The following is a 15,536-nucleotide window of genomic DNA, read 5'->3' as shown; positions in this document are numbered from 1 at the left end:
GCCCGATGTCCTCAGCTGTTCCGATATCGTCCACCCGGGCCATCGCGATCCTGCACCCGGTCTTTGTGCTTACCGCAATTCTCCACGTAGTCGGCGGCGCTTTGCTGCCGTCGCTCTCCGCCCGCTATCACCTCAGCGACTCCGAATCCGGACTGCTCTTCCTGCTCTATTTCGCGGGAACCTCCGTCGGAGCGCTGCTCTGCCGGCGCAATTACGCGCGCACGATGACCATTGGCTTCGTCGCGATGGCCGCAACGTGTCTGGCCGTCTCAGCCAGTCCTCGCGTTCTTCTCAATCCAATGTTCTTTCTGCTCGGAGTGAGCGTCGGCGCCCCCATGTCGGCCGTGACGCTCTTCGTCGGCGCAAACTTCGCCGATCGCTGCGCATCTATCCTCACGTTCCTCAACTTTTCGTGGAGCGTCGGTGCTCTCGCCGCTCCGCTCATTGCAGCGCGCATTCTCGTGCACCACGATTACCGCACGGCCTACGTGGTGTTCGCCGTCGCCGCGGTCTGTGCAGCCCTGGCTTGCGCCCTCGCTCTCAAGGATCAGCCCGCTCCGGTCCTCACTTCTCCGGTCGACAACAACGTTGCGGCACTCCGCCTCGTGCTCGTCTTCGCTTTCGCCGCTTTCCTTCAGGTCGGAATCGAGAACACCGTTGCCAGTTGGCTTCCTACCTACGCCCTGCGCACTGAGAACAGCGGGCTCGTGCTCGCGGCCGCCTCGTCTTCCTTCTACTGGGTTGGCTTCCTGCTCTCGCGAGGCGTCTGTTCTCTTCTTCTTCTTCGCACGGAACCGATGCGAATCTACAAAGCCGTCATTGCGTCGGGTACGGTTGCCGCTTTTCTGCTCGTATTCGCCCCGAGCGTGGCGCTGCGCAATGCCGCCATGTTTATCCTCGGCGTCTCGCTCGCTCCCACCTATCCGCTTGTACTCTCCGGATTCTTTGCGCGCGCGCGCCACTCTGCGGACTCTCGATGGATCCTCTTCACCGCTGGCTTCGGAGGATCGGTCCTCCCCTGGTTGGCCGGATTCATCTCCGCCCACACCGCGAGCATTCGCTCCGGCATGATGATCATCCCGGGTGGAATCCTGCTGATGGCTCTTCTCATTCCAGCGTTGCGAACCCAGCCCGGGCCGTCAGCCTGCGCCTGAACTGCCTCCGGCCCAGACGAATTCGATCTCAATCCGCCGCACAGACCTAGTACTCCGCGATCAGTTCCTTATAGCTCGCGCTGATTGCGTGGCAGCGGCCCTCGGCATGTCCGAACTCGTTCTCCGTCACATCCATCACGAATCCGGAGATCGGCCCCACGGTCGCATTCGTCCCCGCGCTCGTGCCCGGCCTGTACTGTCGCTCCTGATCGTCCGCCTCCCACTTGAGGCCAAGGGCTAGGCAGGCCTGCTGGCGCTGCTGCGCATGCGCGATCAGGCGGTTCATCTGGTGCTGTTCCACACCGCAACGTACGGCGAATCCGCTGTTAACGACAAGCAAGGCTGCCATCGCGCACAGAGCCGCCACATCCGCAAACTTCCAGCTTCTCTTCAGAAGACGCAAAGCTCGTTACCACCAACAAGAGATTGAATGGGCTTTTGTGTCCTCAGTATAGCGGCACTTTCTTTTTTCGAAGTGACGAATGCCACTCCAGAATCGCTGTGTATATCTCTTCCGTAACGGGCAAAAAGAAAGGGCCGGCGCGAACGCCAGCCCTCTCCAGGTGTACTGCGACTCAGGTTAGAAGCTGAACCGGAACCCAAACTCTCCAATCAACGAACGAGGAGTGATCGAGCTGTTCGGGTTCAGCCAGCCCACCGGCTTCCGGTAGTTGGAAGATCCAATGTTGGTTCCAAAGTTGCTTCCGTAGTTTGCCCGGTTGGTCAGGTCGAATGCCTGAGCAATCAGCTGCAGATTCAGGCGCTCGCGGAACTTGATGTTCTTGGCAAGACGGGCATCCAGGTTGAAGGTTGGATCGCCTCGCAGCGGATCCCACTTCGCCGTAGTCAGCGTCCCTCCGAAATATCCCGCGCGCAACTGGGCTGCGCTCAGTCCTGACGTAAGGGCGTAGGTGTAGTTGGTCTGATCGTTCACCGGCACCAGCACGCCGTAAAGAGCCGACCGGTTGCCGTACCCGGTGTAATCCTTCGGCGAGGTGATGTCGTAAGGCCGCGCCGAGCCATACTGCAGGATCGGTGCGAAGTCAAAGCCCGCAGGAAGCTTGATGATCCCGCTTACAGAGATGTGGTGCCGCTCGTCGTTCGGGTTCGGACCCCAGTCCCGCGGGTTCAGCTGCTTCAACGGATCCTTGGCATAGCTGTGATAGGGATTCTCATCGTAGCCGTAAGCCCAGGCGAGCGTGTAACTGGCATTCAGGCTGAAGCGATGCGAAAGGCGCTGTTTATAGCTGACGTTCAAACCGTCATACCGTGAACGCCCGATCGAGCTTTCATCGCGCACAGAACCGAGCACCGGCACTTCGGCCGCCTGAAATGCGGCAGTCAGCGGACGATAGCTCTTCGTGTAATCGACAACGCCATTCGTGACCAGCGGCAGCTTCGGATTGATCAAACGAGTCTTATTCTCGTGCAGTCCCAGAACGTGCACGTAATCGACTTCGAGCGAAGAGATGTTGTTGAAGGAGTGTGCCCAGCCGGCGTTGAACTCTTCCGTGACCGGGTTCTTGTAGTTCGGATCGATGTAGAAGCCGGTCGAGCCAGGCAGCAGATCCTTCGACGGAGGCGGCAGGTTAGAAAGCACCTGGTTGATGTTCGCCTGAGTGTAGGTGAAGTCATCCACCGTGGTGTTCGTATAGCCAGGGAGCACCTGCCCATCACCGAGGTCGTATTCATATGCCTGGTAGATGAACGGGTTGTGCTGCTGCTCCATGAAGATCGGAATGTTCTGGAAGATGTCACCGTAATACAGGCCAAATCCACCGCGGACTACATCCGTACCTTTGCCGAAAACATCGTAGGCAAAGCCAACGCGCGGGCTGAAGTTCAATGCGTCATCGGAAGCGATCTTGTTCACAAACGGGAGCAGGCTCGAGTTGAAGGCTGATGCTGCCTTCAATTCCAGGTAGGTGCGGCTCGTGCCGATCGTGTTCGCTTCCACCATGTTGAAGTCGCGGTCGTAGCGCACGCCTAGGTTCAGCGTGAGCCTGCGAGTCGCCTTCCAGTCATCCTGCACGTACAGTCCGAGCTGCTTGGTGCCATTGGGAACGTTCGTGGCGGGATCGCCCGTAGCGAAGATGATGTCATTCACCAATCCCTTGGTTGAACCGAGGGCCTTGGCTACCTGGTCAGGCGTGCTTCCCAGATCCGAAGGATCGATGTTGAAATCCACCTGGATCGGCGTGTTGAACTTGAAGTATCCGCCGAGAGCCTGCTCCCAGATGTAGTCGACGCCGGTAGAAACCGTGTGCTTGCCGATCACCTTGCTGATGTCGTCCCGCATCTGCCACTTGCGTTGGAAGCTCTGCTGCGGCACGTTGCCGTTTGTTCCAATAGTTGCTCCGCCGTTGAAGTTAAGGTTGGGGAGCTGTGAGGTCGCGAGAATCTTGTTGTTCCAGTACTGATATCCGGCCGTGAATTGATTCACCAGGGTCTGAGAGATCGTCGAGCCCCAGTTGAAACTGGCCAGCTGCAGCTGGTTCGTCGTAGTGTTGCCGCTGGTCAGATCCCCATTGCCGGCAGACTGGTCGTTGTTCGAGTTATTGCCTTGCGACGTGTAGCTGAACGACATCTTGTTCGCCTGGTTGAGCAGATAGTCCATGCGGCCGTTGTATCGCGTATCGAAGAACGGCGTGGGGATTACGGTCGCGGGTACGGCGCCGATACCGGTGAGAAGTGAGATCTCGCTGACAAAGCCGGCGCTGTCGGTAATCGAGGTGTGCTCGCGCTGCCGCTCGTACGCGAAGAAGGCGAAGAGCTTGTCCTTCGCAATTGGACCTCCGAAGCTCCCGCCGAACTGCTGGCGCGCATAAGGAGAATTGTTCAGGGTGTACGTTCCGTCGCCGTTCGCCGTCTTCTGGTCAGAATTGAGAGCCTGATCGCGGAAGAACGAAAACAATGAGCCGTGGAGTTGATTGGTGCCGCTCTTCGTGATCAGGTTGATCACCGCGCCCTCTGAACGGCCATTCGCGGCCGAGAAGCGCTGCGTGCTGATGTTGAACTCTTCCACAGCCTCCAGGGGTACCTGCATGACCGTGCCGCCAACCGTGTTGTCCTTGTTGTCCACGCCGTTGACCGTCACGTTCACGTTGCGGCCGCTGGCTCCGTTCACAGACAGAACAGCGGAACGGTTCTTCGTCGGGTCGTAGGAATCAGCCGCCTTAACGCCCGGAACCAGATAGGCGAGGTTCGCAGAGTCCCGGCCGAGCATCGGCAGCTGGTCGACTTCCTGCGGCGAGATCTGCTGCGCGACCTCGGTCTTCGCCAGATCGATCACAACATCGGCTGCATGAACTTCAACCACCTGGCTGGTCTGGCCAACCTTCATCACTGCTGCCACGGTGGCCGTCTGGCCGACCAGCAAATCTACGTTTTGCTCGTAGGTAGCATACCCGTCTTTGGTGACCCTGATCGTGTACGATCCGGGCGCAACCTGATCAAAGCGAAAGTCCCCCGATGTGTTCACAACTGTGGTGCGGGTGGCGCCCGTGGCCTTGCTGGTTGCCGTCACATGGGCCCCTACCACCGCTCCGGATGCATCCGTTGCGCTCCCAACGATGGTCGCGCTTGCCGTGGCCTGCGCAATCGCTGCGACGGGCGCCACTAGAGCAAACAGGAACAGGGAGATCGCGGCTAAAGTGATCTTTTTCATATGTTTTCTGATCCTTCACTTCGGTTGAGCTGGACCTGCCATTCCTGAGAACTACTACGACAAGCGAGAGAGCTTTTGGCAGGTCGGGGAAAGCACCACGCTTTCACACTGCGTGACGCACGCCAGGGGGAGAATTGTCGTACTATCTGCAATTCGGGGGCCAATGCCGGTGTTACGGGCTTTGTTCCTGAAAATCAGTAACTTGGGGACGGATCGAATGCCTCACATGCCGGTAAAGATTTAGTTTTGTGTAAGTTGCTGTCGATTCTCCCAAAAATAATATTCCTTTAACTCCCGCCACTTCTCCTGCCTGAATCGAACGCGCGCCCCTCACTCCGGCAACCTGGGCTTGCCCCGAGCATCGGCCCGTCCGTGCACGGCACATCGGGCCGGACCCACAAAGCCAATTGCAGGCCGCTGGCAGAATCCGGTAATCTGCCCAGAATCCCAGCGCAGTCAACCTCTTCGCATACTGAGGCATGGATGGAAAAGCGAAAGCGGGAACAACACACCACCGATACCCTCCGCGGCGTAATTCGGGGTCAATCGTTCCAGAGCGCTTGCACCGTCGCCCTGAGCACCAAGCTGAATCACGACCGGCCGAATGTCGCCGTGTGGACAAGCCTCCGCATCACAGCCGCCGAGGAAACGCCTCCCGACGGAACCTACAAGCTCGAAGTGCACGGTCGCATGTTCGACCTGCATCGCGTCGACGGTCACTGGGCGACCATCAACCTGTAACGGAACATCGGGCCGAGGCAATCGTCAGTCTACGGTCGTCGCGCTTGCTCCATCGCCAGGTCGAACACCGCAGGCTCAGTGCACACCCACATGATCCCGTTCAGATCCGCGAAGCGCCGCACGAACTCCGCCGTAACCTGGATGAACTTCGATCCGGTTAGCATCGTCACCGACTCCAGTTGACCTCGGTGCTCCTTCAGCCAGGCTGCCCATTCACTGCTCACGTCGATGGAGGCGCCGCGAACCGCGCGCGCATCAATGAACAGCTTCATCGGACGATTAGGGCCGAGCCCGGAAGACCCGAGCCACTCCTCCAACGCCCGCATCGGAGCCTCACCCAACTCGCCCGTATCCGTCCCTTTGATATCCAGCAGGATGACCGAATCCGCCGCTCGCTCGAGCCGAATGCTGCAATGTACGCCTTCGAAGCGGAGCGAATCACGCGGGGAACTCATGGCGTACAGATTGTCTCTATTCCACCCTTGAGAACACAACCCGCGGCGCAACATCCGGCACTTTGATCCCGCAAACCTCGTGTGACAAAGTACCTTGCGGCACTGCGCATGCCCATTAGAATCAGCCTGTATGGACAATGTCGGTAAAAGTGCCGCTGCGACCGTTCCAGGTCAGGAATCTCTACTTGAGGGTACCCGTTTCGTGCGTGCCTGCCTCCGCAAGCCTGTTGACCGCACCCCCGTCTGGTTCCTCCGCCAGGCTGGTCGCTACATGCAGGAGTACAGGGACGTTCGCAAGCACCACACGCTCGTTGAGATCTGCAAGCAGCCCGACATCGCCGCTGAGGTCACGATTACCGCGGCTGAGAAACTCGGCGTCGACGCCGCCATCATCTTTGCCGACCTCCTGCTCCCCCTCGAACCCATGGGCCTGCCCTTCGAGTTTCAGGCGGGCGAAGGCCCCGTCGTCCACCATCCCGTACGCACCGCCGAAGATGTCAAGGCACTCCGCACCGACCGCGCTTCCGAACTCGCCTACGTCGCGCGCGCCATCGAAAAAGTCTCATCGCACTTCGCCGATCGCCTCGGCATCATCGGCTTCTGCGGCGCGCCTTTCACCCTCGCCAGCTACATGATCGAGGGCGGCGGTTCCCGCAACTACGTCTTCACCAAGCAGATGATGTATGGCGATACCGCCTCGTGGCGCAGCCTGCTCGACAAACTGGTCGTCGTACTCACCGAGTACTGCCGCCTCCAGGTCCAGGCCGGCGCTGACGTCATCCAGATCTTCGACAGCTGGGTTGGCGCACTCAGCCTCGCCGACTACCGCGACTACGCCTTCGAAGCCTCAAAGCGCCTGGTCCGTGCCGTGCAGGAGATGGGCGTCCCCGTCATCTACTTTGGCGTTGAAACCGCCGGCCTGCTCTCGCATATGGCCTCCACCGGTGCAGACGTCATCGGCCTCGACTGGCGCCAGCCTCTCGACGTCGGTTGGCGCGAGGTCGGCCATACCCACGCCGTCCAGGGCAACCTCGATCCCATCACGCTCTTCGCTCCCATCGAGGTGATCGAAACCCGCGTCAAAGAGATCCTCCGCGCCGCAGCGGGCCGCCCCGGCCACATCTTCAACCTCGGCCACGGCATCGTCCCCAACACCCCCGTCGAAAACGTGCAGGCTGTCGTCCGCATGGTCCGCGAGTTCCGCCTGGAGACACCGAATGCCTAAGCAGGCCGTACTTCTTCTCGCCCACGGAACACCCGAAACCGTCGACGACATCCCCGAATACCTGCGCAATGTCGTAAGCGGCCGTCCGCTCCCCGAGCACGTCATCGAGGAAATCAAACACCGCTACTCGCTGATTGGTCGCAGCCCTCTCACCGATATCACGCTCGAGCAGGGCAAACTCGTCGAAGCCGAACTCGCCATGGAGGGCATCGACGCGCAGGTCTACGTCGGCATGCGCAACTGGAAACCCTACATCCCCGACGTAGTTCGCAAGATGCGCGCCGACGGCGTCGAAGAAGCCGCCGTGCTCTGCCTCGCCCCGCAAAACTCGCGCACCAGCGTCGGCCTCTACAAACGCGCCGTTCAAGCCGAAGCCGGTGCCCTCAAAATCGACTTCACGGAAGGATGGGCCTACGATCCTCTCCTCGCCGACGCCTTCGCCGAACGCCTGCGCGCAGCCGAAGAGAAACTCACTTCGGAGTTGGGCTCGCCCGTCCCCGTCCTATTCACCGCTCACAGCGTCCCATGCCGCACTATTCAGACTCCCGCCGCGAACGAAGGCCAGCCCCGCCACTGGCCCGGCGAAGGCGTCGATCCCTACGCCCAGGAAGCCAAACACACTGCGGAACTCGTCGCCGCTCGCGTCTCCGGGATCCCAAAATGGTGGTTCGCCTTTCAGAGCCAGGGTGCCAGCGGCGGTCCCTGGATCGGACCCACCGTTGAAGACACCCTCACCTCCATCGCCGCCGAAGGCGTGAAAACCCTCCTGCTGCAGCCCATCGGCTTCCTCTGCGATCACGTCGAAATCCTCTACGACGTCGACATCGCCTTCAAGGAATACGCCAAAAGCCTCGCCATCCAGCTCGAACGCCCCGAGTCTCTCAACACCTCTCTCACCCTGGCGCGCTCAGTTGCGAGTCTTGCGATCCGTGGTCTCCGTCGATTACAAGAGAACGAACCGCCGCTCGCCTGAGTTAGAGTCGCTCAGAACCGACTGCTCATTCCTCTCCATCCGGGCCGGCTGCATCAGAAGGTGAGAGCAGGCCCGATGTCCACTGGCGAAGCCCCAACCGAGCGCCGCGTCAATCCGCATCCGCTCTGTCCCAAGTGCAAGACCCACCCCATGCGCCGTCTGCCGCGCGAAGGCTTCCTCCAGGAGAAAGTCCTTCCGCGTCTCGGCCTGTACCCGTGGGAGTGCCCAACCTGCCGCAAACTCCGCCTCATGCCCCACCGCGGCCAATCACGCAGATACAAATGGGCCTCCGAACAGCCCAATTTAAAAAGCTGATCCGGTCCCATCGAAGCCATAAAGGCAGCGCCTGTCGCATAGCCGCCGATTGACATCAACGATACGAAGGCACTAGCCTTGAATCAGTCGATGAACGCATTCTCCACATTCCGCATGGCCTGTTGTTGTATGTGTCACAGCCTGCGGGACTGTGTCTGAGAGAGCGCGTTCGATCCAAGTTTGTCGTTCCCTTTGACCCACCCGCAGCCATCTGCGAGTGGGTTTTTCATTTTTTGTGCACGAGAGTTGAACCAATACACGTGCACCAACCGCCTCAGGAGGAAGTCAGAATGTCGCTCCGCATCAACGATGTCGCCCCCGATTTCACCGCCGAAACAACCCAGGGAACCATCAATTTCCATCAGTGGATCGGCGAAAACTGGGCCGTGCTCTTCTCCCACCCCAAGGACTTCACCCCCGTCTGCACGACCGAACTCGGCGCCGTCGCCGCTCTGGAGAAGGACTTCGCCCGGCGCGGAGCGAAAGTGATCGGCCTCAGCGTCGATCCCGTCTCAAGCCACAGCAAATGGGCATCAGACATCAAGGACGTAGGCGGCCACGACGTGAACTATCCCATCATCGGCGACCCCGAGCTGAAGATCGCAAAGCTCTATGACATGCTCGCGGCGGACGCCGGCGACTCCTGCGAAGGCCGCACGCCCGCCCTCAACGCCCCAGTGCGCACCGTCTTCGTCATCGGCCCCGACAAGAAGATCAAGCTGACCCTGAGCTATCCAATGACCACTGGCCGCAACTTCGACGAGATCATCCGCGTTCTCGATTCCATCCAGCTCACCGCGAAGCATCCGGTCTCGACCCCCGCCAACTGGAAACAGGGCGAAGACGTCATCATCGCCGGCTCCGTTTCGAACGAGCAGGCAGAGAAACAGTTCCCGGGCTTCAAAACGGTCAAGCCATACCTGCGCACCGCAGCGCAACCTCAATAACACACTCATCGGAGACGAAGGATTGGCGCATAGGGTTTACATCCCGGAAGCACAATGGCAGAACGAACCTGAGGCCAGGTATGGGTCTGAGCTGATCGATCGCATCGGCAACACCCCGCTGATCCGGCTCGATCGTATTGCGTGTCCCTACGCCGGAGTCACCCTGCTTGGCAAGGCTGAATGGGTGAACCCGGGCGGAAGCGTGAAAGACCGTGCCGCCGCCTCGATGGTGCGCCACGCCCTGATGTCCGGCCGCCTGGGCAGCGGCAAAACCCTGCTCGACGCCACCAGCGGCAACACCGGCATCGCCTTCGCCATGCTCGGCGCGTCGTTCGGATTTCCCGTGAAGCTGGTCATGCCGAGCAACGTCTCGCCCGAGCGCAAGCGAATCCTGAAAGCCTACGGCGCCCAGGTCGAGTGGACCGATCCCGATCAGGGCTCAGACGGCGCAATCCGCCGTGTCCGCGAACTCGCGGCCAGCGACCCCGATCGCTACTGCTACATGGACCAGTACTCCAACCCCGCAAACTGGCGCGCGCACTACGAAACCACCGGCCCTGAGATCTGGAAGCAGACCGGCGGTACCGTCACCCACTTCGTCGCCGGCCTCGGCACCAGCGGCACCTTCGTGGGAACTGTCCGCCGCTTGAAGGAGCTGAAGCCAGCTGTCCAGGCCATCAGCATGCAGCCCGATTCGCCCTTTCACGGCCTCGAAGGCCTCAAGCACATGGCCACTGCCATCGTTCCTTCCATCTACGATCCCAAACTCGCCGATCGCAACATCGACGTGGAAACCGAAGCAGCCTACGCCATGGCCAAGCGGCTCGCGCGCGAAGAAGGCGTCCTCGTCGGCATCTCCGCCGCAGCCTCTGTCGTCACCTGTGAACAGATTGCAAAAGAAGAATCGGCCGCCGGACGCGAGGCCACCATCGTTACCGTGCTCCCCGACTCCGCCGACAAATACCTGAGCGAGCGCTTCTGGGAGGAAGAGTGAGCACTCTCCATCTCACCAGCGAAATCTTCCAGGCAATCCGCACCCACGGCGAAGACACCTACCCACACGAGTGCTGCGGCGCTCTGCTCGGCCGCCCCGGCGAGCACGGCTGGGTCGTCACCGATGCGATCAGGGCAGGGAACACGCGAACCGATTCTGCTCACAATCGCTACAACATCGCTCCGATCGAACTTGTCCGCATTCAGCGCAGCGCGCGCGAGAAGGGCCTTGAAATCGCCGGCTTCTACCACTCGCATCCCGATCACCCCGCGCAGTGGTCGCAGACCGACTTCGCCGAGGCCCACTGGCTCGGCTGTTCCTACGTGATCACATCCGTCGAGAAAGGCCGCGCGGCCATCACTAATTCATTCCTGCTCGCCGGCACCACCGAGGAAGACAAGCACTTCGAGCACGAGACCATCCACGTCGGCGACGCGCCCTCGGCGCAGTTCGAATCACAGCAACAAGCAAACCAATCCATCAAGGACCAAAGGTAAATGACGATCTACATCCCCACACCGCTGCGCACCTACGCTGGAGGCAAAGACGCCATCGAAATTGGCGCAGCAACCATATCGGAAGCCCTGAACTCTCTCACCAGCGAGTACCCCGATCTGCGCAAGCATCTGTTCACCACCGACGGCAAGGTTCGCTCCTTCGTCAACCTCTACCTCAACGACGAAGACGTCCGCTATCTACCCGAGAAGGAGAACTCCCAGGTCTCCGGCACCGACACGCTCTCCATCATCCCCTCCATCGCCGGAGGATGGCGGTAGCTCGCGACAAAAAGCGTCCTCGCCAGTTGCTACCTTCCCGCCAACGATCGCATGAATGCGCATCCCATTCCTCCTGCACAGTGTCATCCTGAGCGACGAACGCAGTGAGGAGTCGAAGGATCTGCGGTTGTTCTTCGGGGTCGACGCACGCGGGAACGAAGTCTGATATACCTTGCGCCCGCTAATTCAGCGTGTCACTCCGACCGGAGGTCGCCCTTGGGCGACCGTAGCGGAGGAACCTGTAGTTGTTTTTTATAGTCCAGATTTCTCCATTGTTTTCGGGTCGGCGAGAACTTTGGAACAACGCCCTCAACTTAAGTTCGGAAGATAAGACTCGAACCCGTGCCCCCGCCCTACTTCCGCAGCATATTCTTCGCAATAAACAGCACGTTCGCGGGCCGCTCAGCCAGTCGCCGCATAAAGTACGGATACCACTCGCGCCCGAACGGAATATAGACCCGCACGTTGTACCCCTCCGCAACCAGGCTTCGCTGCAGATCGCGCCGCACTCCAAACAGCATCTGGAATTCGAACCGGCTGCGATCAATGCCGCGCTGGGTCGCAAAGCTCTTCGCCGCCGCGATCATCTTTTCGTCGTGTGTTGCCAGCCCGTGATAAACCGGGCTCTGCAGCAGCAGATTTCCCAGCTTTACGTAATTCGCATCGACATCCGTCTTCTTCGGAAAAGCAACTTCCGCCGGCTCCTTGTAGGCGCCCTTGCAGAGCCGCACGCGAATGCCGTCCGCGATCAGCGATTCAATGTCAGCCTGCGAGCGATAAAGGTACGACTGGATCACGATGCCGATATGACCCCGCAGTTCAGCGCGCGCGTGAATCCGCCTCACAATATCCAGAGTCACCTGCGTCAGCGACGAATCCTCCATGTCGATCCGGACAAAGTTGCCCGTCGATTGCGCATGCCTAGTCAGATCCATCGCGATCTGCTCCGCGAGCGCCGGGTCCAGCGTCAGACCCATCTGCGTCAGCTTCACGCTGATGTTCGAGTCCAGCTTGCGCGCGGCGATCTGATCGAGAAGACGGTGGTAGATGTCGGCCGCACGATGCGCCTCATCCGGATTCGTCACGCTCTCGCCCAGCGAGTCGAGTGTCACGTGCATTCCCTGCGCATTGACCTGCGAGCAGACGCGCAGCGCGTCCTCAATCTCCAGTCCGGCCACGAAACGCGAACTGAGCTTGCCGCCGAAGCTTGAGTGTTCGGCAAATTTGCGGAGAGATGGATTGCGGGAGAGCGCGATAAAGGCGGAACGAAGAACGGGCATCAATTAGACCTTGCCGGCGGAGGTCTGGGGCAAGGAGACGCTCCGATCCGACTACTTAGTTTCGCATATTAGGCGGAGGATTGACTGCATGCGGCGGCATGGAGATTTTCATGAGTAACACTGCCATTTTCACGACGAGGTCGGCCAGCGATAGTGCCCGGCCGCACGATGTGGGTGGAACTCCGCCAACATCGATTGCTCCGCGCCACGCCCAATGTTGTGAACGATCTGGCATTTTGGATTGTCGGCGCTGGAACCCGATCTCGAGGTTCCGACGACGATCCCAATGTGCGGAAGCCGGGCGTCGAGTAGCCAGGTAACGATGTCGCCAGCCTGCAGTGGTCTTGGGAATGCATCCCCAGCCACCGGTCCGGACGCGTGCCATAGACAAGAGCCGGTCCGCTGGAAAAAGGTTTCGAGATTCAACACGCGGCGATGATCGATGTTTGAGTCTGGACGTCTCGATCTCCATGTCCGGCGCGCAGGGTAGACATCGAAGTGCGCCGTCATATCTTCATGGACCAGCTTCTGCAGATCGAGTCCGAGACCATCGCGCGCGGCACGGATCACCACGTCGGCACATACGCCTGTCGAGCGAGCTACATCGCCGTTCGGATAACTTATTGCAATCCAGGCTGGGTCGTATCCGGTCGTGACTCCGACCTGCGCCCGCGCTGCGGATGCGACGCGTTCACCACTGCTCGCGCTGGCCCACACGTGTCGAGCCATGCAGCCTGCAGCTAAGGTGCATAAGAGCGAGCGGCGGTTCAGGGCTTTCATTCGATCCGCAGCAGCGCGCATCCATGCGCTGGCAAGTCAACCTGCAGAGTCTTCGATTTCGCAATCTGCTTCTGGTTCCACACATCAAACGCCGCATAGCTCTTGTTCGGTAAATGAAAAATCATCCACGGCAGGTTCGCCGTCGTCTTGGCATCCGCCAGGTTGAAGACCGCGACATAATGTTTCGGCTTCGGTCCGCCGGTGCTCGCGTACCAGTAGCGCTGCGGAAACTCCTTGTCGTTTTCCTTGCTCTTCGGCAGAAGGCCCGGCTTCGATTCCACTGCCTGCTGATTTAGATCGAGCACTTCTTTGTTCGTATAGAGCGACCGCGAGAAGTCATCGAGCTTCGTCAGGTTGTCGCCCAGAATCAGCGGCGATCGCGATATCGCCCACAGCGTAAACTCGCTGCGCTCCTCGTCCTGCGTATAGCGTGACGTGCGTGCTTCGCCCAGCCCTGGATGCGGACCAAGAAAACCCTCGGGCAACATATCGGGATCTGGCCAGCTGCCCGGCCTCACATATTGCGACCACGCAGCAATGCGGTCGAATTCATCGTGCAGCCCGACAGGGAACTCGCTTTTCGGATCCTTGTGCTCGAACTTCCAGCCGTCCCAGTGGTCATCGGTGATCCGCCACATTTGCGCGTACTTCGCAATCTCCGCAGCATGCTCAATCTGCGTAGGTCCAGGCGAAAGGCTCAGCACGATGGGCCGCCCCGTCTTCCGAATCGCCTCCGCAATCTGCCGAATCTCCGTCACGCGATACGGGTGATCGCTGATGCAGTCCACCTTGATGTAGTCCAGCCCCCAGTCCGCATAGAGCTTCAGCATCGAGTCGTAGTACGCCTGGCCAGCTTCGTTGTCCTTGATGCCCCAGTTGCCCTGGTCCCACGGGCACGGCGAAGTCAGATCTGCCGCATCCTTTGCATGAAACTGTGTCCCCGCAATCGGCAGATTCTGCTCCACCACCTGCCTCGGAATTCCGCGCACAATATGAATCCCAAACTTCAGTCCGAATGCATGTACCCAATCCGCCAGCGGCTTGAACCCCGCGCCCATCACGGAAGAAGGGAAGCGCTTCCCGTCGGGAATGAGAATCCCGTTCTCATCCCAGATGTACTTCTTCGCCTCCACGGAATCGGCGAAAGGATCCTGCATGTACCAGCCCTCGTCAATCACCGAGTACTGCCATCCATACTGGCGCATCCCGGCCAGCACCTTGGTATTCGCGCGGTAGTCGGCTTCACCGATCGTCAGCCCGTACGAGTCCCAGCTGTTCCACCCGAGCGGCGGCGTAGGAGCCGGGTTCTGGGAAGACTGGGCAATGGACACTGGAACAAGGGCAAAAAGTAGCGCCGAAAACAGGCTCGTGCGAAGCATGTGCAAACGTATACCACAGCGGGTGTTAGGACGCGCGCTTCGACCCCGTTCCTCGAATCCCCGCAGGAATCCGGCCAGTAAAAAGACGTGATGCAACTCACTTTCAAAGGGGCCTATAATGGCGTCGAATAAAAACTGATACAGCTGCCGATGCCAATCCCCAGACACCTGCAACTGAGGAGACATCTATGGTTAAGTCGTTCGCGTACTTCGCGGCGGTTGTCTTGCTTGTTGTAGCAGCCGTCTCCGCCCCCGCCCGTCCCCCACAGGAATCGAGCCAGCCTTCAGCCGGAAAGAAAGCCGGCGGGGAGTCCATGGCCAAAGCCAAAAAAGTCTACGAACTCGATTGCGCTCTTTGTCACGGCGCAGCGGGCGATGGCAAAAGCGATCTCGCCAAGGACATGTCTCTGAACCTGCTTGATTGGACCGACCCGAAGTCCCTCTCCGGCAAATCCGATCAGGACCTCTTCAACGCCATCCGCAAAGGCTCCGGCAAAATGCCTCCCGAAGACGCCGCCCGCGCCAAGGACGATGAAGTTCGCAACCTCGTTCAGTACATTCGCAAATTCGCAAAGAACCAGTCCGCCGCTCCCGCCGCAGCCCCTGCCGCAGAACCCGCGCCTGCACCGGCGGAGGCTCCTGCCGCAGCGCCTGCTACGGCACCGGCTCCCAGCCGCTAGAGTTTCCCGTCTATCCCGTGAAGAATCCTTCGCGGGATAGACAAGTCAGCGCTCAAGGTTCACGAAGCCTCAATCCACTTAGCTGATCATCCGAGTTTCCCCAGGTTCTCCTTGCCCACCGCGAACCGGAAAAAGGTCGTGTGTACGATAAGCTGTTCGAGGAGAACGAC

At 59.8% G+C, this 15,536-nt stretch carries 16 protein-coding genes; 10 read left to right on the top strand and 6 right to left on the bottom strand.

The window, feature by feature from the left end; translation table 11 throughout:
• Positions 1-5 precede the first annotated feature (5 nt).
• Complete coding sequence (locus DHV10_RS13270; protein ID WP_109486847.1) at positions 6-1,154, top strand: MFS transporter; 1,149 nt, start codon at positions 6-8, stop codon at positions 1,152-1,154.
• A gap of 46 nt (positions 1,155-1,200) precedes the next feature.
• On the opposite strand, the gene DHV10_RS13265 is transcribed toward DHV10_RS13270, so the two are convergent.
• Together DHV10_RS13265 and DHV10_RS13260 are read right to left on the bottom strand one after the other, a co-directional pair.
• Complete coding sequence (locus DHV10_RS13265; RefSeq protein WP_162601494.1) at positions 1,201-1,503, bottom strand: hypothetical protein; 303 nt, start codon at positions 1,501-1,503, stop codon at positions 1,201-1,203.
• A gap of 231 nt (positions 1,504-1,734) precedes the next feature.
• A complete protein-coding gene (locus tag DHV10_RS13260; RefSeq protein WP_109486845.1) occupies positions 1,735-4,821 on the bottom strand; it encodes a TonB-dependent receptor in 3,087 nt (1,028 codons plus the stop codon).
• A gap of 483 nt (positions 4,822-5,304) precedes the next feature.
• Here DHV10_RS13260 and DHV10_RS13255 point away from each other — a divergent pair, with 483 nt between their 5' ends.
• Positions 5,305-5,562: a hypothetical protein gene (locus DHV10_RS13255; protein WP_109486844.1), complete on the top strand. Its 258-nt coding sequence runs from the start codon at positions 5,305-5,307 to the stop codon at positions 5,560-5,562.
• 29 nt (positions 5,563-5,591) lie between these two features.
• Here DHV10_RS13255 and DHV10_RS13250 read toward each other — a convergent pair whose 3' ends face one another.
• Positions 5,592-6,017: a hypothetical protein gene (locus tag DHV10_RS13250; RefSeq protein ID WP_109486843.1), complete on the bottom strand. Its 426-nt coding sequence runs from the start codon at positions 6,015-6,017 to the stop codon at positions 5,592-5,594.
• Between the two features lie 202 nt (positions 6,018-6,219).
• On the opposite strand from DHV10_RS13250, the gene hemE reads away from it, so the two are divergent.
• From hemE to DHV10_RS13215, 7 genes are all read left to right on the top strand, one after another.
• A complete protein-coding gene (gene hemE, locus DHV10_RS13245) occupies positions 6,220-7,242 on the top strand; it encodes a uroporphyrinogen decarboxylase (protein WP_420818747.1) in 1,023 nt (340 codons plus the stop codon).
• Positions 7,235-8,215, top strand: a complete 981-nt coding sequence (gene hemH / locus DHV10_RS13240) for a ferrochelatase (protein ID WP_109486841.1) — start codon at positions 7,235-7,237, stop codon at positions 8,213-8,215. Before hemE ends, hemH begins: the two co-directional genes overlap by 8 nt.
• Before the next feature lie 75 nt (positions 8,216-8,290).
• A complete protein-coding gene (locus tag DHV10_RS27150; protein ID WP_162601493.1) occupies positions 8,291-8,530 on the top strand; it encodes a hypothetical protein in 240 nt (79 codons plus the stop codon).
• 290 nt (positions 8,531-8,820) lie between these two features.
• The gene (locus DHV10_RS13230; RefSeq protein WP_109486839.1) at positions 8,821-9,477 is read left to right on the top strand and encodes a peroxiredoxin; all 657 of its coding nucleotides are present in this window, start codon (positions 8,821-8,823) and stop codon (positions 9,475-9,477) included.
• Positions 9,478-9,499: 22 nt separating this feature from the next.
• A complete protein-coding gene (locus DHV10_RS13225; RefSeq protein ID WP_109486838.1) occupies positions 9,500-10,471 on the top strand; it encodes a PLP-dependent cysteine synthase family protein in 972 nt (323 codons plus the stop codon).
• Positions 10,468-10,968 (top strand): M67 family metallopeptidase, encoded by a 501-nt coding sequence (locus DHV10_RS13220; protein WP_109486837.1) that lies wholly within the window; start codon positions 10,468-10,470, stop codon positions 10,966-10,968. The genes DHV10_RS13225 and DHV10_RS13220 overlap by 4 nt, the downstream gene beginning before the upstream one ends.
• A complete protein-coding gene (locus DHV10_RS13215) occupies positions 10,969-11,247 on the top strand; it encodes a MoaD/ThiS family protein (RefSeq protein ID WP_109486836.1) in 279 nt (92 codons plus the stop codon).
• A 353-nt stretch (positions 11,248-11,600) separates the two neighbouring features.
• Here DHV10_RS13215 and DHV10_RS13210 read toward each other — a convergent pair whose 3' ends face one another.
• The 3 genes from DHV10_RS13210 to DHV10_RS13200 all read right to left on the bottom strand — a co-directional run bounded on the left by DHV10_RS13210 (position 11,601) and on the right by DHV10_RS13200 (position 14,686).
• A complete protein-coding gene (locus tag DHV10_RS13210) occupies positions 11,601-12,527 on the bottom strand; it encodes a proline dehydrogenase family protein (protein ID WP_109486835.1) in 927 nt (308 codons plus the stop codon).
• Positions 12,528-12,656: 129 nt separating this feature from the next.
• Positions 12,657-13,256, bottom strand: coding sequence for a DUF1287 domain-containing protein (locus DHV10_RS13205; protein ID WP_204101412.1), 600 nt, complete (start codon positions 13,254-13,256; stop codon positions 12,657-12,659).
• 47 nt (positions 13,257-13,303) lie between these two features.
• Positions 13,304-14,686 carry a glycoside hydrolase family 27 protein gene (locus DHV10_RS13200; protein WP_109487166.1) on the bottom strand — a complete coding sequence of 461 codons (1,383 nt, stop codon included), beginning with the start codon at positions 14,684-14,686 and terminating at the stop codon, positions 13,304-13,306.
• 188 nt (positions 14,687-14,874) lie between these two features.
• Here DHV10_RS13200 and DHV10_RS27545 point away from each other — a divergent pair, with 188 nt between their 5' ends.
• Positions 14,875-15,366, top strand: coding sequence for a c-type cytochrome (locus tag DHV10_RS27545; RefSeq protein ID WP_204101411.1), 492 nt, complete (start codon positions 14,875-14,877; stop codon positions 15,364-15,366).
• Positions 15,367-15,536: the final 170 nt, after the last annotated feature.

It is taken from the genome of Occallatibacter savannae, assembly GCF_003131205.1.
Taxonomy (GTDB): domain Bacteria; phylum Acidobacteriota; class Terriglobia; order Terriglobales; family Acidobacteriaceae; genus Telmatobacter; species Telmatobacter savannae.
This window is presented reverse-complemented; position numbering and strand designations above follow the sequence as displayed.

Excerpts from the sequence above, each read along its gene's own strand:
- DHV10_RS13255 (WP_109486844.1), top strand. The coding sequence starts at position 5,305 with ATGGAAAAGCGAAAGCGGGAACAACACACCACCGATACCCTCCGCGGC.
- DHV10_RS27150 (WP_162601493.1), top strand. The coding sequence starts at position 8,291 with ATGTCCACTGGCGAAGCCCCAACCGAGCGCCGCGTCAATCCGCATCCG.
- hemH (WP_109486841.1), top strand. The coding sequence starts at position 7,235 with ATGCCTAAGCAGGCCGTACTTCTTCTCGCCCACGGAACACCCGAAACC.
- DHV10_RS13260 (WP_109486845.1), bottom strand. The coding sequence starts at position 4,821 with ATGAAAAAGATCACTTTAGCCGCGATCTCCCTGTTCCTGTTTGCTCTA.
- DHV10_RS13200 (WP_109487166.1), bottom strand. The coding sequence starts at position 14,686 with ATGCTTCGCACGAGCCTGTTTTCGGCGCTACTTTTTGCCCTTGTTCCA.
- DHV10_RS13205 (WP_204101412.1), bottom strand. The coding sequence starts at position 13,256 with ATGGCTCGACACGTGTGGGCCAGCGCGAGCAGTGGTGAACGCGTCGCA.
- DHV10_RS13230 (WP_109486839.1), top strand. The coding sequence starts at position 8,821 with ATGTCGCTCCGCATCAACGATGTCGCCCCCGATTTCACCGCCGAAACA.
- DHV10_RS13215 (WP_109486836.1), top strand. The coding sequence starts at position 10,969 with ATGACGATCTACATCCCCACACCGCTGCGCACCTACGCTGGAGGCAAA.
- DHV10_RS13270 (WP_109486847.1), top strand. The coding sequence starts at position 6 with ATGTCCTCAGCTGTTCCGATATCGTCCACCCGGGCCATCGCGATCCTG.
- DHV10_RS13210 (WP_109486835.1), bottom strand. The coding sequence starts at position 12,527 with ATGCCCGTTCTTCGTTCCGCCTTTATCGCGCTCTCCCGCAATCCATCT.
- DHV10_RS27545 (WP_204101411.1), top strand. The coding sequence starts at position 14,875 with ATGGTTAAGTCGTTCGCGTACTTCGCGGCGGTTGTCTTGCTTGTTGTA.
- DHV10_RS13265 (WP_162601494.1), bottom strand. The coding sequence starts at position 1,503 with ATGGCAGCCTTGCTTGTCGTTAACAGCGGATTCGCCGTACGTTGCGGT.
- DHV10_RS13250 (WP_109486843.1), bottom strand. The coding sequence starts at position 6,017 with ATGAGTTCCCCGCGTGATTCGCTCCGCTTCGAAGGCGTACATTGCAGC.